The organism is Klebsiella sp. 2-CIP_Kleb., from assembly GCF_050378715.1.
In the GTDB taxonomy this organism is placed as follows: domain Bacteria; phylum Pseudomonadota; class Gammaproteobacteria; order Enterobacterales; family Enterobacteriaceae; genus Klebsiella; species Klebsiella quasipneumoniae.
This window is the reverse complement of the sequence record NZ_JBNRLG010000002.1, coordinates 629,340-656,326: the sequence shown is the minus strand read 5'-3', so window position 1 is coordinate 656,326 and position 26,987 is coordinate 629,340. Positions and strand designations below refer to the sequence as shown.

Annotated in this window: 22 protein-coding genes; 9 read left to right on the top strand and 13 right to left on the bottom strand. The window is 60.4% G+C overall.

Going from position 1 to position 26,987, the window contains the following annotated elements; all coding sequences use genetic code 11:
- The first annotated feature begins 61 nt into the window (after nucleotides 1–61).
- The 4 genes from yvcK (at nucleotide 62) to pmrB (ending at nucleotide 4,483) form a co-directional block, all read left to right on the top strand.
- Nucleotides 62–967, top strand: a complete 906-nt coding sequence (gene yvcK / locus ACQUTP_RS11080; RefSeq protein ID WP_004886135.1) for a uridine diphosphate-N-acetylglucosamine-binding protein YvcK — start codon at nucleotides 62–64, stop codon at nucleotides 965–967.
- 103 nt (nucleotides 968–1,070) lie between these two features.
- The gene (gene eptA / locus ACQUTP_RS11075) at nucleotides 1,071–2,711 is read left to right on the top strand and encodes a phosphoethanolamine transferase EptA (protein WP_285755678.1); all 1,641 of its coding nucleotides are present in this window, start codon (nucleotides 1,071–1,073) and stop codon (nucleotides 2,709–2,711) included.
- A complete protein-coding gene (gene pmrA, locus ACQUTP_RS11070) occupies nucleotides 2,711–3,382 on the top strand; it encodes a two-component system response regulator PmrA (protein ID WP_004886130.1) in 672 nt (223 codons plus the stop codon). The genes eptA and pmrA overlap by 1 nt, the downstream gene beginning before the upstream one ends.
- A gap of 3 nt (nucleotides 3,383–3,385) precedes the next feature.
- Complete coding sequence (pmrB, locus tag ACQUTP_RS11065) at nucleotides 3,386–4,483, top strand: two-component system sensor histidine kinase PmrB (RefSeq protein WP_023288917.1); 1,098 nt, start codon at nucleotides 3,386–3,388, stop codon at nucleotides 4,481–4,483.
- 252 nt (nucleotides 4,484–4,735) lie between these two features.
- On the opposite strand, the gene uvrB is transcribed toward pmrB, so the two are convergent.
- The gene (gene uvrB, locus ACQUTP_RS11060; protein ID WP_004886127.1) at nucleotides 4,736–6,757 is read right to left on the bottom strand and encodes an excinuclease ABC subunit UvrB; all 2,022 of its coding nucleotides are present in this window, start codon (nucleotides 6,755–6,757) and stop codon (nucleotides 4,736–4,738) included.
- A 410-nt stretch (nucleotides 6,758–7,167) separates the two neighbouring features.
- Here uvrB and ACQUTP_RS11055 point away from each other — a divergent pair, with 410 nt between their 5' ends.
- Together ACQUTP_RS11055 and ACQUTP_RS11050 are read left to right on the top strand one after the other, a co-directional pair.
- Nucleotides 7,168–7,380 (top strand): hypothetical protein, encoded by a 213-nt coding sequence (locus tag ACQUTP_RS11055; RefSeq protein ID WP_004886124.1) that lies wholly within the window; start codon nucleotides 7,168–7,170, stop codon nucleotides 7,378–7,380.
- Nucleotides 7,381–7,466: 86 nt separating this feature from the next.
- Complete coding sequence (locus ACQUTP_RS11050) at nucleotides 7,467–8,189, top strand: ABC transporter ATP-binding protein (protein WP_017900923.1); 723 nt, start codon at nucleotides 7,467–7,469, stop codon at nucleotides 8,187–8,189.
- Here ACQUTP_RS11050 and bioD read toward each other — a convergent pair.
- The 4 genes from bioD to bioB are packed head-to-tail and all read right to left on the bottom strand — an operon-like array spanning nucleotide 8,131 to nucleotide 11,779.
- Nucleotides 8,131–8,853 carry a dethiobiotin synthase gene (gene bioD, locus ACQUTP_RS11045; RefSeq protein WP_023320010.1) on the bottom strand — a complete coding sequence of 241 codons (723 nt, stop codon included), beginning with the start codon at nucleotides 8,851–8,853 and terminating at the stop codon, nucleotides 8,131–8,133. The two genes, ACQUTP_RS11050 and bioD, sit on opposite strands and share 59 nt — an antisense overlap.
- On the bottom strand, nucleotides 8,846–9,601 hold the full coding sequence (gene bioC / locus ACQUTP_RS11040) for a malonyl-ACP O-methyltransferase BioC (protein ID WP_004886115.1): 756 nt from the start codon (nucleotides 9,599–9,601) through the stop codon (nucleotides 8,846–8,848). Before bioC ends, bioD begins: the two co-directional genes overlap by 8 nt.
- Complete coding sequence (bioF, locus tag ACQUTP_RS11035) at nucleotides 9,585–10,742, bottom strand: 8-amino-7-oxononanoate synthase (protein WP_032455743.1); 1,158 nt, start codon at nucleotides 10,740–10,742, stop codon at nucleotides 9,585–9,587. Before bioF ends, bioC begins: the two co-directional genes overlap by 17 nt.
- Nucleotides 10,739–11,779: a biotin synthase BioB gene (gene bioB, locus ACQUTP_RS11030; RefSeq protein WP_004886109.1), complete on the bottom strand. Its 1,041-nt coding sequence runs from the start codon at nucleotides 11,777–11,779 to the stop codon at nucleotides 10,739–10,741. Before bioB ends, bioF begins: the two co-directional genes overlap by 4 nt.
- A gap of 85 nt (nucleotides 11,780–11,864) precedes the next feature.
- Here bioB and bioA point away from each other — a divergent pair, with 85 nt between their 5' ends.
- Together bioA and ACQUTP_RS11020 are read left to right on the top strand one after the other, a co-directional pair.
- On the top strand, nucleotides 11,865–13,154 hold the full coding sequence (gene bioA, locus ACQUTP_RS11025) for an adenosylmethionine--8-amino-7-oxononanoate transaminase (RefSeq protein ID WP_116397369.1): 1,290 nt from the start codon (nucleotides 11,865–11,867) through the stop codon (nucleotides 13,152–13,154).
- A 70-nt stretch (nucleotides 13,155–13,224) separates the two neighbouring features.
- Nucleotides 13,225–13,701 carry a kinase inhibitor gene (locus tag ACQUTP_RS11020; RefSeq protein ID WP_064183015.1) on the top strand — a complete coding sequence of 159 codons (477 nt, stop codon included), beginning with the start codon at nucleotides 13,225–13,227 and terminating at the stop codon, nucleotides 13,699–13,701.
- A 252-nt stretch (nucleotides 13,702–13,953) separates the two neighbouring features.
- Here the strand turns inward: ACQUTP_RS11020 and ACQUTP_RS11015 are convergent, their stop codons facing one another.
- The 6 genes from ACQUTP_RS11015 to hutI form a co-directional block, all read right to left on the bottom strand.
- Entirely contained in the window at nucleotides 13,954–15,336 is a 1,383-nt protein-coding gene (locus ACQUTP_RS11015; protein WP_285755677.1) for an amino acid permease, read from the bottom strand.
- Between the two features lie 98 nt (nucleotides 15,337–15,434).
- Nucleotides 15,435–16,970, bottom strand: a complete 1,536-nt coding sequence (gene hutH / locus ACQUTP_RS11010) for a histidine ammonia-lyase (RefSeq protein WP_285755676.1) — start codon at nucleotides 16,968–16,970, stop codon at nucleotides 15,435–15,437.
- On the bottom strand, nucleotides 16,967–18,655 hold the full coding sequence (hutU, locus tag ACQUTP_RS11005) for a urocanate hydratase (RefSeq protein WP_004886099.1): 1,689 nt from the start codon (nucleotides 18,653–18,655) through the stop codon (nucleotides 16,967–16,969). The genes hutH and hutU overlap by 4 nt, the downstream gene beginning before the upstream one ends.
- 142 nt (nucleotides 18,656–18,797) lie before the next feature.
- Complete coding sequence (locus tag ACQUTP_RS11000) at nucleotides 18,798–19,523, bottom strand: histidine utilization repressor (RefSeq protein WP_043521795.1); 726 nt, start codon at nucleotides 19,521–19,523, stop codon at nucleotides 18,798–18,800.
- 57 nt (nucleotides 19,524–19,580) lie between these two features.
- The gene (hutG, locus tag ACQUTP_RS10995) at nucleotides 19,581–20,537 is read right to left on the bottom strand and encodes a formimidoylglutamase (RefSeq protein ID WP_023320005.1); all 957 of its coding nucleotides are present in this window, start codon (nucleotides 20,535–20,537) and stop codon (nucleotides 19,581–19,583) included.
- Nucleotides 20,534–21,793 carry an imidazolonepropionase gene (gene hutI, locus ACQUTP_RS10990; protein WP_072500723.1) on the bottom strand — a complete coding sequence of 420 codons (1,260 nt, stop codon included), beginning with the start codon at nucleotides 21,791–21,793 and terminating at the stop codon, nucleotides 20,534–20,536. Before hutI ends, hutG begins: the two co-directional genes overlap by 4 nt.
- A 214-nt stretch (nucleotides 21,794–22,007) precedes the next feature.
- Between hutI and ACQUTP_RS10985 the strand changes: the two genes are divergently transcribed.
- On the top strand, nucleotides 22,008–23,291 hold the full coding sequence (locus ACQUTP_RS10985; protein WP_285755675.1) for a putative acyl-CoA thioester hydrolase: 1,284 nt from the start codon (nucleotides 22,008–22,010) through the stop codon (nucleotides 23,289–23,291).
- A gap of 76 nt (nucleotides 23,292–23,367) precedes the next feature.
- On the opposite strand, the gene ACQUTP_RS10980 is transcribed toward ACQUTP_RS10985, so the two are convergent.
- On the bottom strand, nucleotides 23,368–26,055 hold the full coding sequence (locus ACQUTP_RS10980; RefSeq protein WP_049116087.1) for a cation-transporting P-type ATPase: 2,688 nt from the start codon (nucleotides 26,053–26,055) through the stop codon (nucleotides 23,368–23,370).
- Between the two features lie 51 nt (nucleotides 26,056–26,106).
- Entirely contained in the window at nucleotides 26,107–26,538 is a 432-nt protein-coding gene (locus ACQUTP_RS10975) for a universal stress protein (RefSeq protein WP_004886076.1), read from the bottom strand.
- Between the last annotated feature and the right edge of the window lie 449 nt (nucleotides 26,539–26,987).

Sequence of the window (26,987 nt, the reverse complement as noted above, 5' to 3'; positions counted from 1 at the left end):
CATCGTCTTTTAGGGGTAGATCGGGTAGTGTGTGGCCGTTTATGTGAAATAAGGAATTTCTATGCGCAATCGTACATTCGCTGACCTGGATCGGGTGGTGGCGCTCGGCGGCGGGCATGGTCTGGGTCGGGTAATGTCCTCCCTCTCCTCGCTGGGCTCACGGCTGACTGGCATTGTGACCACCACCGACAACGGGGGATCCACCGGGCGGATCCGCCGCTCGGAAGGCGGCATTGCCTGGGGCGATATGCGCAACTGCATCAATCAGTTAATCGCCGAGCCGAGCGTGGCGTCGGCGATGTTTGAGTACCGTTTTAGCGGCAATGGCGAGCTTTCCGGCCATAACCTGGGAAATCTGATGTTAAAGGCGCTGGATCACCTCAGCGTGCGGCCGTTGGAAGCGATCAATTTGATCAGAAACCTGCTCAAAGTGGACGCTTTTCTTATTCCGATGTCGGAACAACCGGTGGATTTGATGGCGCTTGATCATGAAGGCCATGAAGTTTACGGTGAAGTCAATATCGATCAGCTCGATAGCGTGCCGCAGGAGCTGATGCTCACCCCGCCGGTACCGGCCACCCGTGAGGCGGTGGAGGCCATCGCCGAAGCCGATCTGATCCTTATCGGCCCGGGCAGTTTCTATACCAGCCTGCTGCCAATCCTGCTGCTTGACGAGATGGCCCAGGCGCTGCGTCGCACTCCGGCGCCAATGGTGTTTATCGATAACCTCGGCAAAGAGCACAGCCCGGCCGCGAGGCTGTCGCTGGCGGAGCGCATCGCGATTATGGAGCGCTATGTGGGCAAGCGGGTGGTGGATGCGGTCATCGCGGGCCCAAAAGCCGATATCAGCGGCATCGACAACCGGCTGGTAATTCAGACGCCGCTGGAAGCCAGCGACGTTCCCTATCGCCATGACCGGGCGCTGCTTCGCGGGGCGCTGGAGAAAGCGCTCCAGCTGCCGGGCTGATCCTGCGCGCCGGAGGATCGGCTTTCGGCGCACCTTAAAATCTTAAGGTTGTCTTAAAACAGAGCTGGCATTATACCCATATCTCTTTCTGTAGGTAGGTGTTATGTCTTTATTGCCTCTGCGTCGGCCCGTTCTCAGCCGCACAACGTATCTGATTCTCTTTGCTTGCTATATCGGTATCTTTCTCAACCTGGCTTTTTATCGCCAGGTTTTCCCGCTACTGCCGGTAAATAGCCTGCATAACTGGCTGGTATTCCTCAGTATGCCAATCGTGGCCATTTGCGTGATGAATATCCTCACCACCCTCGCCTCGTTCCTGAAGCTGGACCGGCTGGTGATTAGCCTTTTTATTCTACTCAGCGCTTCGGCTCAGTACTTTATCTGGTCCTTCGGCGTGGTGATTGACCGTTCGATGATCGCCAATATCTTCGATACCACACCGGCGGAAAGCTTCGCTCTGCTGTCGACGAAAATGGTCATCGTGCTTGGAGTTTCCGGCCTGTTGATGGTTCTGGTGGCCTGGTGGATTAAAGTTCGTAAACCTGCCTCTTTCTGGCGCGGCGCGGCGATGCGTCTGCTCAATATCGCCGTTTCGGCACTACTGATAATTCTGGTGGCCGCGCTGTTCTACAAAGATTACGCCTCGGTGTTCCGTAACAACAAAGAGCTGGTGAAATCCCTGAGCCCCTCCAACAGCATTGTGGCGCTGAACTCCTGGTATGCGCACCATCGCATGGACAACCTGCCGCTGGTGAAGATTGGCGAAGATGCCACGCAGAAACCGGTTATGCATAACGGTCCCCGTAAGAACCTGACGATTGTGGTGCTCGGCGAGACTTCGCGAGCGGATAACTTCTCACTGGGCGGCTACGATCGGGAGACTAACCCGCGCCTGCAACAGGACAACGTGGTGTACTTCCCGAAAACCACCTCCTGCGGCACAGCAACTGCGGTTTCCGTGCCCTGCATGTTCTCCAATATGCCGCGCGCGCGCTACGACGAAGAGCTGGCCCATCACCAGGAAGGCGTCCTGGATATTCTGCAGCGCGCTGGCATCCAGGTGCTGTGGAACGACAACGATGGCGGCTGCAAGGGGGCATGCGATCGGGTACCGCACCAGAACGTGACCGATCTGAAGCTAACCGGACAGTGCATCGACGGCGAGTGCTACGACGACGTGCTGTTCCATAATCTCGACAGCTATATCGATAACCTGCAACAGGATGGCATTATTGTGCTGCATACCATCGGCAGCCACGGCCCAACCTATTACAATCGCTATCCGGCTGAATTCAAAAAATTCACCCCAACCTGCGATACCAATGAAATCCAAAGTTGTACGCAACAACAGTTGACCAATACCTACGATAACACCATTCTGTATGTCGACTATGTCGTTGATAAAGCGATAAAAATACTGCAATCTAAACAGGACAAATTCACCACTAGCCTGGTTTATTTGTCCGACCACGGCGAATCGCTGGGCGAAAATGGCGTCTATTTGCATGGTCTGCCGTACTCCATTGCGCCGGATACGCAAAAGCACGTGCCCATGCTGCTGTGGCTGTCGCCGGATTACCAGCAACGTTACGGTGTTTCCAGCCAGTGTTTGCAACAACAGGCTAAGACGAAGGATTATTCACAAGATAATCTGTTCTCCACCCTGCTCGGCCTGCTCGGCGTCAGCACCCACGAGTACCAGGCGGCAGATGATATTTTAACGCCATGTAGAGAGGCTGGTTGATGAAAATCTTAGTCATTGAAGACGATGCGCTGCTGTTGCAGGGGTTGATACTGGCGATGCAAAGTGAAGGATACGTGTGCGACGGCGTCTCCACGGCGCACGAAGCGGCGCTGTCGCTGGCCAGCAATCACTACAGCCTGATCGTACTCGACCTCGGCCTGCCGGACGAAGACGGCCTACATTTTCTCGCCCGTATGCGGCGGGAGAAAATGACCCAGCCGGTGCTGATCCTCACCGCCCGCGATACCCTTGAGGATCGCATTAGCGGTCTCGACACCGGCGCGGATGACTATCTGGTGAAACCCTTTGCCCTGGAAGAGCTAAACGCGCGCATCCGCGCCCTGCTCCGTCGGCATAATAATCAGGGCGATAACGAAATCAGCGTCGGCGATCTGCGCCTCAACGTCACCCGCCGCCAGGTGTGGCTTGGTGAGACGGCGCTGGATCTGACGCCGAAGGAGTATGCCCTGCTGTCGCGGCTGATGATGAAAGCCGGCAGCCCGGTACATCGTGAGATCCTCTACAACGATATCTACAGCTGGGACAATGAGCCAGCGACCAATACCCTGGAAGTGCATATCCATAACCTGCGCGATAAGATTGGCAAATCGCGGATCCGCACCGTCAGGGGCTTCGGCTATATGCTGGCTAACCATATCGATACGGAATAGACCATGGCTCTGTTTGCAACCGAAAACTGGACCATGCGTCACCGGCTGCTGTTGACCATCGGCGCCATTCTGGTGGTCTGCCAGCTGATCAGCGTCTTCTGGCTATGGCATGAGAGCAAAGAGCAGATCCAGCTGCTGGTGGCCAGCGCCATCGAAGGGCACAACAACCAGAAGCATGTGGAGCATGAGGTTCGGGAAGCGGTCGCCAGCCTGCTAGTGCCGAGCCTGCTGATCGTGGGTCTGGCGCTGTATATCAGCATGCTGGCGGTACGCAAAATCACCCGCCCGCTGTCACGTCTGCAAAGCGAGCTGGAGAGTCGTACCCCGGACAACCTCACCCCCATCGTGCTCAGCGAATCGGTGCCCGAGGTGACGGCGGTGACCACCGCCCTGAATCAGCTGGTTTCCCGCCTCAATCTGACTCTCGATCGCGAACGGCTGTTTACCGCCGACGTAGCGCACGAGCTGCGCACCCCGCTGGCCGGGCTGCGGCTGCACCTTGAGCTGCTGGCGAAAGTGCACGGCATGGGCGTCGACCCGCTGATCCAGCGGCTCGACCAGATGACCACCAGCATTTCGCAGCTGCTGCAGCTGGCGCGCGTCGGTCAGTCCTTTTCCGCCGGCAGCTATCAGCAGGTGCTGCTGCTGGATGACGTGGTCAAACCGCTGCAGGATGAGCTGGAGACCATGCTGGCCGAGCGCCAGCAACGGCTGCTGCTGACGGATGTCGAAAGCGAGGCCGTCGTCTCTGGCGACGCGACGCTCATCCGCGTCATTCTGCGCAATCTGGTGGAGAATGCCCATCGCTACAGCCCGCAAGGGTCGACGATCCGCGTGTCGGTGAAAGCGGGTCTGATGCCGGTGATGGCAGTGGAAGATGAAGGACCGGGAATTGATGAGGCGAAAAGCGGCGAACTCAGTAAGGCCTTCGTGCGCATGGACAGTCGCTACGGCGGCATAGGGCTAGGACTGAGCATCGTCACGCGCATCGCTCAGCTGCATGACGCCCAGTTCTTTTTACATAACCGCCAGCCGGGGCCAGGGGTCCGCGCGTGGGTGTTATTCCCGCGGCGCGCGGGTCAGAACGTCAGCACCCACTGATGGAAGAAGGCAACAATAATGACCAGGGCGGTGGCGACCGCCAGATATTCACGGAAGTTGATTTTTTGCATGGGCGCTATCCTCATCAGGTTGAGGATAGTGTCGCCTGGCGAGATTAAGCAAACATTAAGAAGGCCGCTTTGCGGCCTTTTTTCTTCACCGCGAATGGTTATCTGGCTGCGGAACAGGGCGATAAGGGCCACGCCTTGTCTGCTTCCCGCACGTCCACCTCCCGGCAGTACACGCCGGCACTCAGGAGGCGGCGATAAACAGTTCGCGCAGCTGATGCAGCTGGTCGCGAATTTGCGCCGCCTCTTCAAACTCGAGGTTCTGCGCGTGCTGCATCATCTGCCCTTCCAGCTCGTGGATTTTCTGCTGCAGCGCTTTTGGCGTCATATCCACGCCGCTGAGCCCGGCAGGCTCGACGGCCTTCGCTTTACCGCGCCCTTTGGCTTTGGTTTTCGCCAGGCTCTGGCCCAGCTGCAGGATATCCACCACTTTCTTGTTGAGCCCCTGCGGCACAATGCCGTGCTCTTCGTTATAGCGCTGCTGTTTCTCCCGTCGACGCTCTGTCTCGCCGATGGCTTTCGCCATCGAGGGGGTGATCTTATCGCCGTACAGGATAGCCTTGCCGTTGACGTTGCGCGCCGCACGGCCGATGGTCTGGATCAGCGAGCGTTCGGAGCGCAGGAAGCCCTCTTTGTCCGCATCCAGGATCGCCACCAGCGACACCTCCGGCATATCCAGCCCCTCACGCAGCAGGTTGATCCCGACCAGCACGTCAAACTCGCCAAGACGCAGGTCGCGGATAATCTCCATACGTTCGACGGTGTCGATATCCGAGTGCAGATAGCGCACCCGCTCGCCGTGCTCCTCAAGGTACTCGGTTAAGTCTTCCGCCATCCGCTTGGTGAGGGTAGTGACCAGCACGCGCTCGTTGATGGCCGTGCGCAGGCGGATCTCCGACAGCAGATCGTCGACCTGGGTCGCCACCGGCCGCACTTCGATGATCGGATCCAGCAGACCGGTCGGCCGCACCACCTGATCCACCACCTCGCCGCCGGATTTATCCAGCTCGTAGGCGCCGGGGGTGGCCGACACGTAGATGGTTTGCGGCGCCAGCGCTTCGAATTCTTCAAACTTCATCGGCCGGTTATCCAGCGCCGACGGCAGGCGGAAGCCGTACTCCACCAGCGTCTCTTTGCGCGCCCGGTCGCCGCGGTACATACCGCCGATCTGCGGCACCGTGACGTGAGATTCGTCAATCACCAGCAGGCCGTCTGCCGGCAGGTAGTCGAACAGGGTGGGCGGCGGCTCGCCGGGGCCGCGCCCGGAGAGGAAGCGCGAGTAGTTTTCAATGCCCGAGCAGTAGCCCAGCTCGTTCATCATTTCGAGGTCGAACTGGGTGCGCTGGGTTAAGCGCTGCTCTTCCAGCAGCTTGTTGTTGGCCAGCAGCACCTTGCGCCGCTCCGCCAGTTCCAGCTTAATCTCTTCCATCGCCTGGACAATGCGCTCCCGCGGCGTCACGTAGTGGGTCTTGGGATAAATGGTGTAGCGCGGCACCGTCGATTCCACATGGCCGGTGAGCGGGTCGAACAGCGACAGGCGCTCAACTTCTTCGTCAAACAGCTCAATGCGCAGGGCGATATCGTCCGATTCCGCCGGGAAGACGTCGATCACCTCGCCGCGCACCCGGAAGGTGCCGCGCTGGAAGGCCTGATCGTTGCGGGTATACTGCAGTTCGGCCAGGCGGCGCAGGATCGCCCGCTGGTCAATCAGCATCCCCACCGTCAGATGCAACATCATTTTCAGATACAGGTCCGGGTCGCCGAGGCCGTAAATAGCCGAGACCGAGGCCACCACCACCACATCGCGCCGCTCAAGCAGCGCTTTGGTGGCCGACAGGCGCATCTGCTCGATATGTTCGTTTACCGAGGCATCTTTCTCAATGAAGGTATCTGAGCTGGGGACATAGGCTTCCGGCTGATAGTAATCGTAGTAGGAGACGAAATACTCGACGGCATTTTCCGGGAAAAACTCTTTCATCTCGCCGTAGAGCTGGGCCGCCAGAGTTTTGTTTGGCGCCAGCACCATCGTCGGCCGCTGCAGATCGGCAATCACGTTGGCGATGGTAAAGGTCTTACCGGAGCCGGTGACCCCCAGCAGCGTTTGATGCGCGAGCCCATCCTCCAGCCCCTCTTCCAGGCGGCGGATGGCTTCCGGTTGGTCTCCGGAGGGGCGAAAGGCGGAATGCAGAACAAACGATTTACTCATCAATCAGAACCTAAAAAAGATTTAGCGGCCGGTGTTTAATTCTACCCCCCGGGCCGTTTTTTGCCAATAAATTATACTGGATATTTAAACAGTGCGTGCTTATGATAGCGCCACAATATGGCCTTTTTTGCCGGTAAGCAGGGTATAAAACGCGCGCCGGGCGGAATAATCCTCCGGCCGTCAGGGTTATCCCCAGAAATTTTTACCTTTTAACATTTGTCAAGCGGACGGGTGAAAGTTTTATGGCAGCAGATGACGCTTTTCTTACACCCATTGATTTTATCTAACAAGCTGATATTTAATGCTTTTAAAGAAAAGACGCCTTTCGCGCCAATTCAGCCGCAAGCCGCGTACGCTCTAGCTTACCGCAGGTTTTCTAACTCTAATACACAAGGTTATCCACAGGAATAGTGGATAACTGTCTGCAGCCCAAGACCGCCGCCGCCCGGCGCAAATCGTCTGGCGGCCTTAATCACGTGGCGAAAAATTTTTATCGAACTATTTTTGATAACTATCCGCTTAAAGCCGCTCGATTTTTGCTGCTTTTTGCACCACCCTTTAGCGTCGGGCACCGGAAAAGTGCACCCCAGGCGCTGGCTGTGCCTGATGGTATCGGCATTTAGCGTTTTTTTCCGAGCGTTCTTTTTCCTGGCAAGAGTTTTGCAGCATCTTTCTGTCGCCCTGACGCCAGGATAAGGAGAAAACGTCCATGTTGAATTTACAGGCAGTAAATCACTTTTACGGCAACCAGCATTCGCTGTGGAATGTTGATCTTGAACTACGCCCGGGGGAGTGCATTGGCGTACTGGGACGCGAGGGCATGGGAAAAACCACCCTGGTTAACTGCATTGCCGGGCACCTGCCGGTGGCCAGCGGCCGGATGACCTGGCATGACATTGGCGCCCCGCCGCAGGATCTCACCCCCCTGTCGGCCCAGTCGCGCAGCGCCATCGGTATCGGCTATGTGCCGCAGGATAAACGCATCTTTTCGCAGCTCAGCGTGGAAGAGAATCTGCATATTGCCCTCGCAGCCGGGAAACCCGGGGCTAACGCCAGCGGCGGCGAGATCTATGAACATTTTCCCGAACTCTATGCCCTACGGCAGCGCAAAGGCGCCTCGCTGAGCGACGACGATCAGTACCAACTGGCGCTGGCCAGGGCGCTGATTGTCCAGCCACGGCTGCTGATCCTTGATGAACCCTCGCGCGGCAGAGGGCCGCGCTGTCTGCAAAAGCTGGCGGATCTGCTGCTGCGGTTGAATCGCGATATCGGCCTGACGGTGCTGCTCGCCGAGCAGCACCTGCCCTTTATCCGCCGGGTAGCGGATCGTTTCTGTGTTTTGCACCGGGGCCGTAACGTCGCCGAAGGCGATATTATGGCGCTGGATGAACCGCTGCTGGCGCAGTGGATGACGCCGGATCCAGCGCCCTGAGATCCAGATACTGGCCGAGATCGTCGCGCTGCGCGATATCGGCAAGCCACGGTATTTCGCCGAGGAACGGCGCGGCCAGCCGGTTTTTCAGCGTCGCCAGATACTCGGCGTGGCGCTTGCCCGGCGGCTGCACGTCATTGGCGATCCACCCCGCGAGCGGCAGCCCTGCCTGGCGTACCGCCTGGGCGGTAAGCATCGCGTGATTGATGCAGCCGAGCTTGACGCCCACCACCAGAATCACCGGCAGCTGCTCCGCCTGCGCCCAGTCGGCAAAGGTCAGGGTTTCCGACAGCGGCGTAAACCAGCCGCCGGCCCCTTCCACCAGCACCCAGTCGGCGAGGCGTTCTAACTCGCGCAGCCCGCTGGAGAGCCTCGCCGCGGCGATCGGCCGCCCTTCGTCGGCGCTGATGATGTGCGGTGAGGTCGGCTCGGCGAAGGTATACGGGTTAACCTGTTCATAGCGCAGCGCGACCCGGCTATGACGCTGCAGCGCCAGGGCGTCTTCATTACGCAGCCCTGCGGCGGTAAGCTCGCTGCCGGAAGCCACCGGCTTGTAGCCAGCGGTGTGAAAACCCAGCTGATTCGCCGCCTGCAGCAGGGCGCTGCTGGCGATGGTTTTCCCGACTTCAGTATCGGTCCCGGTGACAAAAAAACGTTTAGTCACGCTCAATGACTCCTGTAAAAAGAGAATACGTCAGCGGGCAGACGCCCTGCCGCTGCGGCCAGGCCAGCTGTAGCTCGCGCAGTTTGCCGCGGCCAAGCGGGGCCGATGCCCGCCCCTGGTGCAAATGGGTGGCGCCGATGCCCTTCAGCGATCGCATGGCGCTCAGCGCGTCGGCGAACGGCAGGCTAATCTGATGCACCTCGCCGGACGCCCGCAGGCCGCTCAGCGCCGCGCGCACCGCCGCTTCGCTGAGAAAACGGTTGGCATGCGGCCGGTCGTCGATGGCCTGCCACGCCTGATTGAGCTCCGGCAGCGAGTCGGCCAGCAGCGTGCTAAACGCCACCCTGCCGCCGGGGCGCACCACCCGGTACAGCTCGCCAAGGGCGGCGCGCAGATCGTCGCACCACTGCACCGCCAGATTGCTCCACGCCAGATCGACGCAGGCGTCCGGCAGCGGCAGCGCCTCAATGTCGCCCAGCAGGTAATACTGGGCGGCGTCGTTACGCTGCGCCTCGGCCAGCATCCCGGGGGAGAGATCCAGCGCGGTCACCACGCTGCCCGCCTCACGCCAGCGGCGGCTCATGCCGCCGGGGCCGCAGCCAGCATCCAGCACCCGGGGAAAATCGCGACGCGCCAGCTGGCGCAGCAGCAATTCCGCGCTGCGCCGCTGCAGTTCATCATGTTGCGAATAGCCGCCGGCCGCCCGGCCAAACGCCGCGGCCACCGCCTGCTTATTCACCGTGGCCATGCAGCACCTCCAGTAAACGGTTAATGTCCTCAGCTTGATGGGCGGCGGTCAGGGTCAGGCGCAGACGTGCGCTGCCGACCGGCACCGTCGGTGGACGGATCGCCGTCGTCCAGCAGCCCGCGTCGCGCAGACGTGCGGCCAGGCTCAGCGCCCGGCCGTTATCGCCGACGATCAGCGGCTGGATCGCGCTGACGGAGTCGGTCAACCCCAGCGACACCTCGCCCATCCCCTCACGGAACTGACGGATGCGGGCGGCCAGGATGTCGCGACGCTGCTGTCCTTCATTGCTGCGAATGATCCGCAGGGCGGCGCTCAGCGCCACCGCCTGGGCGGGCGGCATCGCGGTGCTGTAGATCAAATGGCGGGCAAACTGCAGCAGATAATCGGCCATCGCTTCATCGCACAGCACCGCCGCGCCGCTGACGCCGAACGCCTTGCCGAAGGTAACCACCAGTAGCTCAGGGCGCACCGCCTGCGCGGCGCAGCTCCCGCATCCTTCGTCGCCGACCACGCCGACGCCGTGGGCGTCATCCACCAGCAATAGCGCCCCGGCGGCCTGCGCCGCGGCGTGAAGGGCCGCCAGCGGTGCGCTGTCGCCATCCATGCTGAAAATGCCTTCAGTGACCGCCAACTGTTCGCCCGCCAGCGGCTTAGCCAGCAGTTGCGCGAGGTGTTGCGGATCGTTGTGGGCGAAACGGCGTAGCTGCGCCGGGCTGAGGCTTGCCGCCTCCAGCAGGGAGGCGTGGCTCAGGCGGTCGGCCACGATCCGATCCTCTTTATCCGCCAGGGCGGCGATCAGCGCCTGATTGGCGGCAAAGCCGGAGATAAACAGCAACGCGCGCGGATAGCCCAGCCAGTCGGCAAGTTCCTCTTCCAGCGCGCGGTGGGCCTCGTTATAGCCGCTTACGTGTCCCGAACCGCCGGAACCGACGCCATAACGTTCCGCCCCCTGCTGCCAGGCGGCGATAATCGCCGGATGCTGGCTCAGGCCAAGATAGTCATTGCTGGAGAAGTTAAGCCAGCGCTCCCCTTCCCGCGCCAGCCAGCGCCCGGCGCCGTGCGTCACCGGCAGGCGGCGGCGAAGAGCATCCGCCGCTCGTCGCTCGTCCAGCGCCCGATCGATTCGCTGCTGCCAGCTCATAGCACCGCCGCGTTGTAATATTCCTCAGTGTCCGGGGTGAGTAAGGCCTGCTCCAGGCGCTGCTGCTGCTCATTATCACCTTCCAGCACCGCCGTCTGCTGCGGGTTGATCCCCAGCTTGCGGAACAGTTGCAGGTCTTTATCTTCTTCCGGATTAGGCGTCGTCAGCAGTTTGCAGCCATAGAAAATCGAGTTCGCCCCGGCCATAAAGCACATCGCCTGGGTCTGCTCGTTCATCTGCTCGCGGCCGGCGGAGAGACGCACGTAAGAGGTGGGCATCATGATGCGCGCGATGGCGATAGTGCGAATAAAATCGAAAGCGTCGACATCGTCGTTATCCGCCAGCGGCGTACCTTTGACCTTCACCAACATGTTGATCGGTACGCTTTCCGGCGGCGTGGGCAGGTTAGCCAACTGCAGCAGCAGGCCGGCGCGGTCTTTCACGGTCTCCCCCAGCCCGACGATACCGCCGGAGCAGACTTTGATCCCGGCGTCACGCACTTTGTCCAGGGTATCCAGGCGCTCCTGGTAGGTGCGGGTGGTGATGATGTTGCCGTAAAATTCCGGCGAGGTATCGAGGTTGTGGTTGTAGTAATCGAGGCCCGCCTCGGCCAGGCGCTGCGCCTGGCTGTCGGTCAGAGTGCCAAGCGTCATGCACGACTCCAGCCCCAGGGCCTTCACCCCTTTCACCATCTGCTCCAGATACGGCATATCGCGGTCATTGGGGTTTTTCCACGCCGCGCCCATGCAGAAGCGGGTCGAGCCGGCGTTTTTCGCCTGACGCGCTGATTCCAGCACCTGCTCGACTTCCATCAGGCGCTCTGTTTCGAGCCCGGTTTTATAGCGCGCGCTCTGCGGACAATATTTACAATCTTCCGGGCAGGCGCCGGTTTTGATCGACAGCAGGGTGCTGACCTGCACCTGGCGCGGATCAAAGTGTTGCCGGTGGATTTGCTGCGCTTCGAATAACAGATCGATGAGTGGTTTATTAAATAATTCAGTTACTTGCGACATTGTCCAACGTACGTGGTGAGCCATTGGCTTCTCCAAAGGGTTTTGTTAATTTACGGTTCGGTTTATACTCGTAAACCTAAATGTTTTTAAAATGGTTTACAAGTCACTTATGACCCTGGACGATCTCGCCTTCGATCGGCGCCACATCTGGCACCCCTACACCTCTATGACTTCCCCCCTGCCGGTCTACCCGGTGGTTTCCGCCCACGGTTGCGAGCTGTCCCTCGCCGGCGGCGAACAACTGGTTGACGGTATGTCCTCCTGGTGGGCGGCAATCCACGGCTACAATCACCCGCGTCTTAATGCGGCGATGAAAGCGCAAATCGACCAGATGTCGCACGTCATGTTCGGCGGGATCACTCACCCCTCGGCGGTGGCCCTGTGCCGCCAGCTGGTGGCGATGACGCCGGAATCGCTGGAGTGCGTTTTCCTCGCTGATTCCGGTTCGGTGGCGGTTGAGGTGGCGATGAAAATGGCGCTGCAGTACTGGCAGGCGAAAAGCCAACCGCGTCGACGTTTCCTGACCTTCCGCAATGGCTATCACGGCGATACCTTCGGCGCGATGTCGGTCTGCGATCCGCAGAACTCGATGCACAGCCTGTGGCAGGGCTATCTGCCGGATAACCTGTTCGCCCCCGCGCCGCAGAGCCGCTTTGACGGCGAGTGGGATGAAATGGATATGGTGCCCTTTGCCCGCCTGATGGCCGCGCACCGTCACGACATCGCCGCGGTGATCCTCGAACCGATCGTACAGGGCGCGGGCGGAATGCGGATGTACCATCCGGAGTGGCTGAAGCGGGTGCGTAAAATGTGCGACCGGGAAGGGATACTGCTGATCGCCGATGAGATTGCCACCGGCTTTGGCCGCACCGGCAAGCTGTTCGCCTGTGAACACGCCGGGATTACCGCCGACATACTGTGTCTGGGCAAGGCGCTGACCGGCGGCACCATGACCCTCTCCGCCGCGCTGACCACCCGCGAGGTGGCGGAAACCATCAGCAACGGTGAAGCCGGCTGCTTTATGCACGGCCCGACCTTTATGGGCAACCCGCTGGCCTGCGCGGTGGCCAGCGAAAGCCTGAGCCTGCTGGAGAGCGGCGAATGGCAGCGGCAAGTGGCGGCGATTGAAGCCCAGCTGCTGGCCGAGCTGGCGCCGGCGCGGGGATCCGCCCTGGTCGCCGATGTCCGCGTGCTGGGCGCTATTGGCGTGGTTGAAACCCGTCGCCCGGTCAATATGGCTGCCCTGCAGCGCTTTTTCGTCGAGCAGGGGGTGTGGATCCGCCCGTTTGGCCGCCTGATCTATTTGATGCCGCCGTATATCATCGCGCCTGAACAGCTGTCCCGCCTGACCCGCGCCGTTAACCTGGCGGTGCAGGACGAAACATTTTTTAGCGAATAAATAGCGGAATTGCGTCGTGGTGCAGGCTACACTTCCAGGTTAATCAGCGCATTATCAATGAGGATGAAGCATGAAACTGATCAGTCACGATCTCCAGGACGGCGGTAAGCTGCCTAATCGTCACGTCTTCAACGGCATGGGCTACGATGGCGACAATATTTCGCCGCATCTGATGTGGGATGATGTGCCCGCGGGAACCAAAAGCTTTGTGGTGACCTGCTACGATCCGGATGCGCCGACCGGCTCCGGCTGGTGGCACTGGGTGGTGGCTAACCTGCCTGCGGATACCCGCGTCCTGCCCCAGGGGGCCGGTTCCGGTCAGGCGGAGCTGCCGGAAGAGGCCGTTCAGACCCGCACCGATTTTGGCAAGGCGGGATACGGCGGCGCAGCGCCGCCGAAGGGCGAAACCCACCGCTATATCTTTACCGTCCACGCCCTGGACGTCGAGAAAATTGAAGTGGGTGCCGAGGCCAGCGGCGCAATGGTCGGCTTTAACGTCCATTTCCATTCCCTCGCCAGCGCCTCCATCACCGCCCTGTTCAGTTAATCTCCCCCCGGATAGCGGCTGTCGCCTTATCCGGGCTACTTGCGGCGCCATTTGTTTTTCGGGTGGCGCTGCGCTTACCCGACCTACAATACCCCCAGGCCCACGCAAGCGCAGCGCCGCCGGGCGATTGCCGCGGGCTCGGAGCCGCTTTTATGCCGGGCGGCGGCTGACGCCTTGCCCGGCCTACGGGGGCCTCTCCCAGCCTCACACCTCGTAGCCCCGGTAAGCGCAGCGCCACCGGGGAAATTGGCCTTACTGTTCAGTGGCTACCTGCAGCGCCGTTTTACGCACCCGCGCGTACCACACCACCGTCAGCAGCCCGAGCCAGACCAGGCCGGCAATCAGCGCCATCCGCGTCTCAGCAAACATCCCCAGCACCGCGATAACCAGCCCCATAAACAGCAGCGTCAACAGCGGCGCAATCGGCCAGAACGGGACGGGGAAGGCAATCTGTCTGCGCTCTTCAGCAGACAAACTACGGCGCATGGCGAAATGGGACAGCAGGATCATCAGCCACACCCACACCGTGGCGAATGCCGCCAGCGAAGCAATCAGCACAAAGACCTGCTCGGGGATCAGATAGTTCAGCACCGCCGCCGCCAGCAGCGCGCCGCCCATGACCACCACCGTCATCCAGGGGACGCCGTTGCTGGCGATGCGCTGGAAGCTTTTCGGCGCCAGCCCCTCTTTCGACATGCCGTACATCATGCGCCCGGCGCCGAAGATATCGCTGTTAATCGCCGAAATGCTGGCGCTGATCACGATGATGTTAAGGATTGTCGCCGCCGCCGGGATCCCCAGACCGTCGAAAATCAGCACAAACGGACTCCCCTGCTCGCCAAAGCTGTTCCACGGGAAAATCGCCATCAGCACCGCCAGGGTGCAGACGTAGAACAGGATAATACGCAGCGGAATGGTATTGATGGCCTGCGGGATGACCTTTTTCGGATCTTTCGCTTCCGCGGCGGTGACGCCGATAATCTCCACCCCGCCGAAAGCGAACATCACGATGCCAAGCGAAGCGATAACGCCCTGCCAGCCGTTAGGAGCAAAGCCGCCGTGGCTCCACAGATTTTCCAGCCCGGTAGCCGGGAAGCTATGGCCGAAGCCAAAGAAGATGATCCCGGCGCCCGCCAGCATCATGGCGATAATCGCCACCACCTTCACCAGCGACAGCCAGAACTCCATCTCGCCGAACACCCGCACGTTGCACAGGTTCATGGCGCCGATAAAGAAGATGATGCTGAGGATCCAGATCCAGCGCGGGACATCGGGATACCACAATCCCATATAGATGCCGAAGGCGGTGACGTCGGCCAGGGCGACGATCACCATTTCAAAAGTATAGGTCCAGCCGGTAATAAACCCGGCCAGCGGCCCGAGATACTGGCGGGCGTAGCTGCCGAAGGAGCCGGAAACCGGGTTGCGCACCGCCATCTCGCCTAGCGCGCGCATGACGATAAACACCGCCGCGCCGCCAATCAGATAGGCCAGCAGCACCGCCGGGCCCGCCGCCTTGATGGCGGAGGCCGAGCCGTAGAACAGCCCGGTGCCGATAGCGGAGCCGAGCGCAATAAATCGAATGTGTCGGGCATTGAGCCCGCGCAGCAGATGTGGCTTGTGTTGTTGTTGCATATACAGGTGTCCAGGTTTTTTTATATGACGACAAATATGCGATGTAGGGCGGTCGGGGGAATGACTTCCCCCGACGCGGGTACAGAGAACAACGGTGATTAGTGCAGGCCTGGCAGTACGGCAGGCAGCAGACGCGTCAGGTGACGGGCCGCCAGAAGCGCAATGGCATTATCGATATCCGGGGCGAAGTAGCGATCCTGCGTATAATGAGGGACACGTTCGCGCAGCAGATGACGCGCTTCTTCCAGCAGTGGGCTGGTGGTCAGCCCTTCGCGCATATCCAGCCCCTGCACCGCCGCCAGCCACTCAACGGCCAATACGCCGCGGGTGTTCTCGGCCATCGCCCACAGGCGGCGACCGGCCGCCGGCGCCATCGAGACGTGGTCTTCCTGGTTGGCGGAGGTCGGCAGGCTGTCGACGCTGTGCGGGTGCGATAGCGCTTTGTTTTCACTGGCCAGCGCCGCCGCCGTGACCTGGGCAATCATAAACCCGGAGTTCACCCCGCCGTTTTTCACGAGGAACGGCGGCAGCTGCGACATATGGCTGTCCATCATCAGCGCGATGCGGCGCTCGGAGAGCGAGCCGATTTCGGCGATCGCCAGCGCGATATTATCCGCGGCCATCGCCACCGGTTCGGCGTGGAAGTTACCGCCGGAGATGACGTCATTTTCAGCGGCAAAGACCAGCGGGTTATCAGAGACCGCGTTGGCTTCGGCCAGCAGCACTTCCGCCGCCTGGCGGATCTGGGTCAGGCAGGCGCCCATCACCTGCGGCTGACAGCGCAGGGAGTACGGGTCCTGCACCTTGCTGCAGTTATGGTGCGACTGCGAGATCGCGCTATCGTCGGTCAGCAGATGGCGATACAGCGCCGCCGCATCAATCTGCCCGCGCTGGCCGCGTACCTCATGAATACGCGCATCGAACGGACGACGCGAACCCAGCGCCGCTTCGGTGGTTAACGCCCCGCAAACGACCGCGGAGGCGAACAGATCTTCGGCTTCGAACAAACCGCGCAGGGCAAAAGCGGTCGAGGCCTGGGTGCCGTTGAGTAGCGCCAGCCCCTCTTTCGCCGCCAGGGTAATCGGCTCCAGCCCAACCTGACGCAGCGCTTCGGTGGCCGGCAGCCATTCGCCGCCGCGTACCCGCGCTTTGCCTTCGCCAAGCAGGGTCAGCGACATATGCGCCAGCGGCGCGAGGTCGCCGGAGGCGCCGACGGAACCTTTCGCCGGGATCCACGGCGTCACGCCGGCATTCACCAGGCCAATCAGCGACTGGATCACGCTCAGGCGGATCCCGGAGAAACCGCGGGACAGGCTGTTAATCTTCAGCACCATAATCAGCCGCGCCAGATCATCGTCCAGCGGCTCGCCAACGCCCGCCGCATGGGACAGCACCAGCGAACGCTGCAGGTTCTCCAGATCTTCCGTCGAGATCCGGGTCTGCGCCAGCAGGCCAAAACCAGTGTTAATGCCGTAGGCAGTCCGCCCTTCGGCAAGGATGGCGTTGACGCAGGCCACGCTCTCGTCGATGGCGGCAAACGCGCCGCTGTCGAGGGTAATATTCACCGGGTGGCTGTAGATGTCGCGGAGCTGCGACAGGCTGAGTTGACCCGGGATCAGAGTTAAAGATTTCATTTCGCGTTCCCCTGCGTTGCCGCGACCATCGGAAGATTGAGACCCTGTTCTGCTGCGCATTCAATGGCAATCTCGTACCCCGCGTCGGCATGACGCATCACACCGGTGGCCGGGTCGTTGTGCAGGACGCGGGCGATACGCGCCGCCGCTTCATCGGTGCCATCGCAGACGATAACCATCCCGGAGTGTTGCGAGAAGCCCATGCCTACCCCGCCGCCGTGGTGCAGCGACACCCAGGTCGCGCCGCTGGCGGTGTTGAGCAGGGCGTTGAGCAGCGGCCAGTCGGAGACCGCGTCAGAGCCGTCGCGCATCGCTTCGGTTTCGCGGTTTGGGCTGGCGACGGAGCCGGAGTCAAGGTGATCGCGGCCAATGACGATCGGCGCGGAGACTTCGCCGCTGCGCACCATTTCGTTAAACGCCAGGCCCAGCTTCTGCCGCCATTCCAGACCGACCCAGCAGATACGCGCCGGCAGCCCCTGGAAGCTGATGCGCTCGCGCGCCATATCCAGCCAGTGGTGCAGATGCTTATCATCCTTAATGATCTCTTTCACTTTGGCGTCGGTTTTGTAGATATCCTGCGGATCGCCGGAGAGCGCTACCCATCGGAACGGTCCGATACCCCGACAGAACAGCGGGCGGATATAGGCCGGCACGAAGCCCGGGAAATCAAAGGCGTTGCTGACGCCCACTTCCTGAGCCATCTGGCGAATGTTGTTACCGTAGTCAAAGGTCGGGACCCCCATCTCATGGAAGGCCAGCATCGCCTGCACGTGGTCGGCCATCGAGCGTTTCGCCGCCAGAATGGTGCCCTGCGGATCGGATTCGGCTTTCTGCTGATACTCTTCCCAGCTCCAGCCTTTCGGCAGATAGCCGTGCAGCGGGTCGTGGGCGCTGGTCTGGTCGGTGACCATATCCGGGCGCACGCCGCGTTTCACCAGCTCCGGCACGATCTCCGCGGCGTTGCCGCACAGGGCGATGGAGATAGCGCGACCTTCGGCAGTGTATTTCTTGATGCGCGCCAGGGCGTCATCCAGAGAAGTAGCTTGTTCGTCCACATAGCGGGTGCGCAGACGGAAATCGATGCGGCTCTGCTGGCATTCAATGTTCAGCGAGCAGGCCCCGGCCAGCGTCGCGGCCAGCGGCTGCGCGCCGCCCATGCCGCCCAGCCCGGCGGTTAGCACCCAGCGGCCTTTCAGGCTGCCCTGATAGTGCTGACGACCGGCTTCGACGAAGGTTTCGTAGGTGCCCTGCACGATGCCCTGGCTGCCAATGTAGATCCAGCTGCCAGCGGTCATCTGGCCGTACATCGCCAGCCCTTTGGCATCCAGCTCGTTGAAGTGTTCCCAGGTCGCCCAGTGCGGGACCAGGTTGGAGTTAGCGATCAGCACGCGCGGCGAGTTTTCATGGGTTTTGAAAACGCCCACCGGCTTGCCGGACTGGACCAGCAGGGTTTCGTCGCTTTCCAGGTTCTTCAGCGCCTTCACGATAGCGTCATAGCATTCCCAGTTGCGCGCTGCGCGACCAATACCGCCATAGACCACCAGCTCGTGCGGGTTTTCGGCGACATCGGGATCGAGGTTATTCATTAACATACGCAGCGGGGCTTCGGTCAACCAGCTCTTCGCGGTCAGCGTCGTGCCTCTTGGCGCACGGACGTCCAGCTGGCGATATTTGCTTTGCGACATCGGGGTTTCTCCTGACAATGAACGTTGTTTACGTAGATACATATACTTGTCTATACAAGCATGCGCAAGCCAGGATTTAACAGAAATGATACAATTTTGTTATATTGCGTCAGCAATCACGTTTTGCTGACGCCAGTGTGGATCAGGAGCCAAAGCGGCCCTGCAGACGATAACGGCTGCCGGGGAACAGCAGGCGCGCGTGGGAAACGATATGGGTTGTCGACCAGGTGCGGCGACGGATCAGCAGGCAGGGATCGTGGGCGTGAATATGCAGCAGCGCGCACTCTTCCGCTGTGGCCTGCACCGCTTCAACAATATGTTCACCTTCGGTTAACGGGGCGATCAGCGACAGATAATCATGGGGCGTGGTGGCGGTATAATCCTGCTGGAGATAGTCCGGCACCACCGCGGCATTGACGCAGCGATCTTCGATTTGTACCGGCACCTCGTTTTCGTAATGCACCATCAGCGAGTGAAAGATGCGGGTGCCTTCCGCTACGCTGAGCGCCGTCGCCTGAATATGATCCGCCCGGGTCTCCTCCAGCAGCAGCACCTCGCAGCGGTGCTGATGGTGACGGGCAAGAATTTCTTCGGCAATGCTGCGCACCTCAAACAGCGCCGACTGCCCTTTCGGCTCGGCGACAAAGGTCCCCACCCCTTGCAACCTGACCAGCAGGCCTTCATCCGTTAGCTCGCGCAGCGCGCGGTTGATGGTCATCCGGCTGAAGCCGAACTGGGCCACCAGCTCCGCTTCCGAAGGGATACGGTCATGCGGTCGCCAGACGCCGCTGTGAATTTTTTCACCGATAGCCTGCTTCACCTTCTCATAAAAAGGCGCGGGCGCGGAACGGGGTTGCTGTGAAAACATAGCCTGGCTTTCCTTTTGCAAAATGGGCGGCGAAACACCCAGAATATACCGGAATGGCTACTGCCACCAATGGGCGATTTGCCATGCCAGACGGGCCGCCGCGCGGGCGCCCTGACCGTCAATGTCAAACTGCGGGTTGAACTCCACCAGATCCACCGCCTGCAGCTTACCGCTGCGGCACAACGGCTCTACGATGCGCAGCAGGGTCGCCAGCGGCACGCCCAGCGCCGCCGGCGCGGACACCGCCGGCATTTCGCGCGCCGGCAGCACGTCGAGATCGATAGTCAGATACAGACGGTCGAATTGCGCGATATTGCGCTCAAGCTCCGCCAGCACCCGGGTTTCAAAGGCCTCTAATACCTGTAGATCCTCCACAATAGCCACCTCGCGCCTCGCCGCTTCCTCCCAGAGCGCCTGGGTGTTTGCCGCCCGACTGACCCCGATGCAGGTATAGTGAAAACCGCGCTGCTGCGCGTCACACTCTAGCGCCAGCTGGCGGAACGGCGTCCCGGAGCTGGCGCACTCGGCAAAGCGCAGATCCAGATGCGCATCGAGGTTAATAATGCCCACTTTTTCGCCGGGGAAGGCATCCAGTATCCCGGCGCCGTGACCGAAGGCGGTCTCGTGGCCGCCGCCCAGTACCAGCGTGCGTTTGCCGGCGCGCTGGCAGGCGGTCACCGCCTCGCGCAGCGCCTGATGCGCGGCTTCCAGCTGGTCGCCTTCGACGCTAATCGTGCCCATATCCACGCAGCGGTCGTGGCCCTGATGGCTGGCCATATTGGCCAGCGCCCGGCGTAGGGTCGCCGGGCCGTCAGCCGCTCCGGTACGCCCTTTGTTGCGCCGGACGCCTTCGTCACAGGCGAAGCCGAGCAGCGCGATATCGCCGGGCATCTCCTGCGGCGCGAAGCGTTCGGCGCGGGGAATGGTCTGGAACAGACGCAGCGCATTCGGCGCTTCCGCGCTGTCGTCGCGACCTTGCCAAAGGTTAGCGGGGGTAGCTTGCCACAGCATCATTGTAGTTCTCCTCGTACCACACGCTGCCAGAGCGGACTGCGCCCCGGCTCATACACCATCTCGACCGGATGCTCAGCATCCCAGATGGCAAAGTTCGCCACAAAGCCCGCCGCCAGCTGGCCGTGGCTGTTCTGCCGCCCCAGCGCCCGCGCGGCATGGCGCGTCACGCCGGCCCACGCCTCTTCCGGCGTCAGGCCAAATTTGACGCAGGCCATGTTCATCGCCAGATGCAGGCTGGCGAAGGGGCTGGTGCCGGGGTTGAAATCCGTCGCCACCGCCATCGGCACCTGGTACTTGCGCAACAGTTCCACCGGCGGTTTGCGGGTTTCATTGAGGAAGTAGAACGCGCCGGGCAGCAGGGCCGCCACGGTGCCGCTCTCGCGCATCGCCGCCACCCCCTCTTCCGTCAGATATTCGATATGGTCGGCGGACAGTCCGTGATAACGGCTCACCAGCTGCGCGCCGCCCAGCGAGGAGAGCTGCTCAACGTGACCTTTAACCGGGATGCCTAGCGCCTGCGCCGCCTGAAACACCCGCTCGGTTTGCTGCGGGCTGAAACCGACGTTTTCGCAGAAGACGTCGACGCTTTCAAACAGTCCCTCCCGCCACAGCGTCGGCAGGATCGTCTCGCAGACCAGCGTAATATAGCCGTCGGCGTCGCCTTGATATTCCGGCGGCGTGGCGTGGGCAGAGAGCAGCGTCGCCGAAAGCTCGACGCCATTGTCGTCGGCCAGCTGGCGGGCGACCCGCAGCATTTTGCGCTCGTTTTGCAGATCGAGACCGTAGCCGGATTTGATCTCCAGAGTGGTTACCCCTTCACGCAGCAGGCGGGCCAGCCGCGGCTGGGCCAGCGCCAGCAGCTCGGCTTCGCTGCTGTCGCGGGTGGCGCGCACGGTGGCATTAATCCCCCCGCCGCTGGCGCTGATGGTCTGATAGGAGACGCCGTTCAGACGCTGCTCCCACTCCTGGGCCCGGCTGCCGCCGAAGACGAGATGGGTGTGGCAGTCGATTAATCCCGGCGTGACCAGCCGGCCTTCGAGATCGATCCTGCGCCCGCTGGGAAGGTCATCTTCGGCGACGATCGCCGCAATGCGACCGTCGCGGACCAGCAGCGCGTGGCGCTCCAGCAGACCGTACGGTTGAGCGTGGTCGGGGTTCAAGGTGGCGAGACGGGCGTTTCGCCAGATAACGAGTTCGGAAGTGGCTTCAGTCATAGCGCTTAACTTGTCATGGGTTGTATAGACATTTATTTTCATAACGCCGGGAATGTCAACAAAAGCGCGACTAAATGTTATTTATTTGTGACTAGGGACCGTCCCGGAAAAGCGTTCATTGCGTAAAGAAGGTAAGTTTTTCAGCCCGCATCTTCCCGTTTCGTTCAAGTTAGTATAAAACAGCAGGTTTTAAAGGACTTATACCCTGGCGTCTCAGCCGGGGTATTTCACTACGCTTAATTTTGCCCGGAGCAACATGAACACATATTCCGTTTCCCGTCTGGCGCTGGCGCTGGCCTTCGGCGTGACGCTGTCCGCCTGTAGCTCGACGCCTGCCGATCAACAGCCCTCAACGCAGACTGCACCGGGCACCACCGCGCGTCCCATTCTGAACGCCGATGAAGTGAAAAACTTTACCCCGGCGGCCTATTTCCAGTCGCTGAACCCCAATGCCGCGGCCTGGACGCCGTCCGCCATCAGCCTGCCGGCGCAACCTGACTTTATCGTCGGCCCGGCGGGAACCCAGGGCGTGACCCATACCACCGTCCAGGCAGCGGTGGATGCGGCAATTGCCCGCCACTCTAACCGTCGCCTGTTTATCGCCATCATGCCGGGCGAATACCCGGGCACCGTCTACGTTCCGGCGGCGCCGGGCGCCCTGACTCTGTATGGTACCGGCGATAAACCGATTGACGTAAAAATCAGCGAAGCCATTGATTCTGAAATGGATCGCAATACCTGGCGTCGTCTGGTCAACCCGGGTGGCAAATACATGCCGGGCAAACCGGCGTGGTATATGTTCGACAGCTGCCAGAGCAAATCCACCGCCACCGTCGGCGTGATGTGCTCCGCGGTCTTCTGGTCGCAGAATAATGGCCTGCAGCTGCAGAACCTGACCATCGCCAACAACCTTGGCGACAGCGTCGATGCCGGTACCCACCAGGCCGTTGCCCTGCGCAGCGATGGCGACCAGGTGCAGATCGATAAGGTGAACATTCTTGGCCGCCAGAACACCTTCTTCGTGACCAACAGCGGCGTGCAGAACCGTCTGCAGGACAACCGTCAGACTCGCACCCTGGTGACCAACAGCTATATTGAAGGCGACGTGGATATCGTTTCTGGCCGTGGCGCCGTGGTGTTTGATAACACCGACTTCCGCGTGGTGAACTCCCGTACTCAGAAAGAAGCCTATGTCTTCGCGCCGGCCACCCTGAAGAGCGTGACCTACGGCTTCCTGGCGACTAACAGCCGCTTCACCGCCTCCGGGGATAACGTCGCGCAGCTCGGCCGCGCGCTGGATGTTGACGGCAACAGCAACGGTCAGGTCGTGATCCGCGACAGCGCCATCAACGAAGGCTTTAATATCGCCCAGCCGTGGGCGGCAGCGGTAGGCTCCGGCCGTCCGTTCAGCGGCAACACCGGCAGCGCGGATGACAAAGGCAATCTGCAGCGCAACCTCAACGACAACAGCTTCAACCGCATGTGGGAATATAACAACCGCGGCGTGGGAAGCAGCGTGGTCGCCGAGCCGAAACAGTAAAGCGCAACAAGCGTGAAGCATAATAAAAGAGGGGGCGATGCCCCCTCTTTCCTTTTTCGTTCAGCGCTTCATGCCGTCAGGCGGTTCGCCATTTGCGGGTCAGCGGTTTTTCCAGTTCCACGATCAGGAACATGGCGAAGCCGATGATAAAGGTGATCACCCAGTAGCGGAACGGCAGCCCGGTGGTGCCGAACAGCATCTGCATAAACGGCGCATAGATAATCAGCAGCTGCAGCACCAGCAGCACGCCGCTGACGATCCAGATCCCCTTGTTAGCCAGCAGACCTTTGGTTAACGAGAAACCATCCGACACGCGGCAGTTCAGCATATAGAACCACTGGGCGGTGACCAGGGTCTGCAACAGCACGGTACGGATAAACTCCGGCGAATAGCCGCGCGGCTGCAGCCAGGCTTCGAGAATAAAGGCGCTGACCGCAATCATCGACCCCACAAACGCCACGCGCCAGATGGCAAACCCGTCCATGACGTGAATTTTCGGGTCGCGCGGCGGCCGCCGCATAATATTTTTCTCACCGGCTTCAAACGCCAGACCAAACGACAGCGTGGCGGAGGTGGCCATGTTCATCCACAGGATCAGCACCGGCGTCAGCGGCAGCACGTTGCCTGCCAGCAGCGCGATCACGATCAGTAAACCCTGCGCAAGGTTGGTCGGCATGACAAAAAGAATGGTTTTCTTCAGGTTGTCATACACCCGGCGCCCCTCGCGGACCGCGCTGGCGATGGTGGCGAAGTTGTCGTCGGTCAACACCATATCGGCGGCTTCCTTGGTGACTTCGGTTCCCTTGATCCCCATCGCCACGCCGACGTCAGCCTGCTTCAGCGCCGGGGCATCGTTCACCCCGTCTCCGGTCATGCCGACAATCTCTTTCTTGCTCTGCAGAGCCTGCACCAGACGGAACTTATCTTCCGGGCTGGTGCGGGCGAAGATATCGAACTGCTGCGCGGCGACGCTCAGCTGCGCGTCGTCCATCACCTCCAGCTCGCGCCCGGTGATGGCGTTACCCGCATTGCCAATCCCCAACATTTTGCCGATGCTCATCGCCGTTTGCGGATGGTCGCCGGTGATCATCTTCACGCGGATCCCGGCCTGCAGGCAGTCGGCAATCGCCGTGATCGCTTCCGGACGTGGCGGATCCATCATCCCGGCAACCCCTAATAAAATGACCCCCTGCTGCAGATCCTGATGGGTCAGCTCGGTCTGGCCTGCGGCAGCCGGCTTCCAGGCCGCGGCCACCATGCGCAGCCCCTCCCGGGCGTACTCTTCAATTTTGCTTTCCCAGTACGGGAGATCCAGCGGCTGCAGTCCGTTGTCGCTCTGCTGATACTGGCACAGGCGGAACAGAACGTCAGGCGCGCCGGTGACCAGCACCACCTCCTCTTCGCCCAGCCGGTAAAGCGTCGACATGTATTTATATTGCGAATCAAAAGGAATTTTACTACGCAGCTCGCTGGGCTGCGGCGGCAGGGTTATCTTCGCCGCCAGCACCTTCAATGCCCCCTCGGTGGGGCCGCCGGTAATTTTCCACAGCCCGCCTTCCTCTTTGATAAGCTGGCTGTCGTTACACAGATCGATGGTGCGCAGATAGCGCTCAAGAAGCGATCCTGGCGCCACGGCGATCGGCGTCGGGTCGTCGATGGCATGGATTTTACCGACCGGCTCATAGCTGTCCCCTTCCACCCGATAGACGCTGTCCGCGGTGATCACCGCCTTCACCGTCATTTCGTTCATGGTCAGGGTCCCGGTTTTATCCGAGCAGATAACGGTCATCGCACCGAGGGTTTCCACCGTCGGCAGCTTGCGGATAATCGCTTTCTGACGGGCCATCGCCTGCACGCCGAGCGACAGAATAATGGAGATGATCGCCGGCAACCCTTCCGGGACCGACGCCACCGCGAGGCTAATCAACGACAGCATCAGTTCGGAGACCGGCATATCGCGGAACAGCAGGCTAAAGACGAACAGCGCCGCCATCATCACCAGAATGAGGATAAAAATGGCTTTGCCCAGCTTATCCATCTGCACCAGCAGCGGCGTGCGATGTTTCTCAATGCCCGCCATCATCTGGTTGATGTGGCCCAGCTCGGTATCGCCGCCGGTAGCCACCACGATCCCTTTCCCCGCCCCTGAGCTGACGGTGGTCCCGGAAAACACCAGGTTGCTGCGATCGCCGAGCGGCAAATCACCGCTTAGCGGCTCGGTGGTTTTTTCCACCACCGTCGACTCGCCGGTGAGGATCGCCTCTTCCACCCGCAGGTTGTGCGCCTCAATCACCCGTAAATCGGCGGGGATTCGGTCGCCGGCGCGGATCACCACGATATCGCCGGGCACCAGCGAGGTGGTGGGGATGGTTTCATGGTTGCCCTGGCGGATCACCACCGCCTCGCTGGAGAGCATATTGCGGATACTCTGCAGCGATTTTTCCGCATTACTCTCCTGAATGAAGCCGATCAGCGCATTGACCACCGCCACCGCGAGGATCACTGACATGTCGATCCAGTGGCCCATTACCGCCTTCAGCAGCGCCGCCGCCAGCAGGACGTAGATCAGCACATCGTTAAAATGCACAATAAAACGCAGCCAGGCGGGTTTACCCGGCTTCTGCGGCAGGGCGTTTTCGCCATACTGCTGCAGGCGCGTGGCCGCCTCTGTTCCGCTAATCCCGTCCGGCGAACTCTGCACGCTGGCGAGCGTCTCCTCGACGGAGCGCTGATAGTAGGGCGCCCCCGGTTTATCTGTATTCATACTCTCTCCCTCGATTTATGAAGCGGAAGTCAGGACGACATCCCGCCGTCATCAGCGCACAACGAAAACCGGTACATGGGCATAGCGCACGATATTGGCCGCTTCCGAGCCCAGCAGGTGAGTCTGGATCCCCGGATTGCGTGAACCGACAATCACTACGTCCGCTTTTAGCTCATCGGCCAGGGCGATCACTTGATCGCGAACATTGCCACTGCGCACATAAAGATGGCTGGCGTCTTCCGCCAGGCCATTTTTTTTGACCAGCTCGGTCAGTTTTTCCTTAGCGGTAGTAATCAAATGGTCTTCCATCTTTCGGGCATCAGAGATAAATCCACGCGTTAACACCGGAGAGAATGCCGGAATGACATGGACAAGATGAATTTGCCCGGCAGAATGTTGGGCAAGGAATTTTGCATGAGAGAGCGCTTTGTCGGCCAGGCCTGCATCAAAAACGTCAACGGGAACAACGATATTTTTATACATGAGATAATCCTTTTATTACCAATACAATGCGTAGTGATGAATAACCCCATACTTGGGGAGGAACGAAATCTCAACAACAGAAGCGGCGAGCGGAATAGATGTTATTAAACGTAGCACAGGAAAATTAACATTAGAAAATGACGGATTAATAGACTGAAAAATATTATAAAAAGCTCTTATCTCCTGCGAATCTCCTGCCCTTTCCCCAACGATGCCGCCAACGCTCGGGGTATTCACTTTTTTAACACTTCACCTTTTCTCCGACTATGCTGATTACAAGCAGGAGTGCCGCTCCGAATGTCCAGTGGTCACAGCGAGGGCCGAATTAAATGACATTCGCGGTTAGGGTGGGTGTTAAGGGAGAAAATCATGTTTGGTTATAGCCTGTTACGTCTGGGATTCTTTGTCGCGTTGGCGATTGTCGCCTGCACGCTGGTGGGACTATTCAC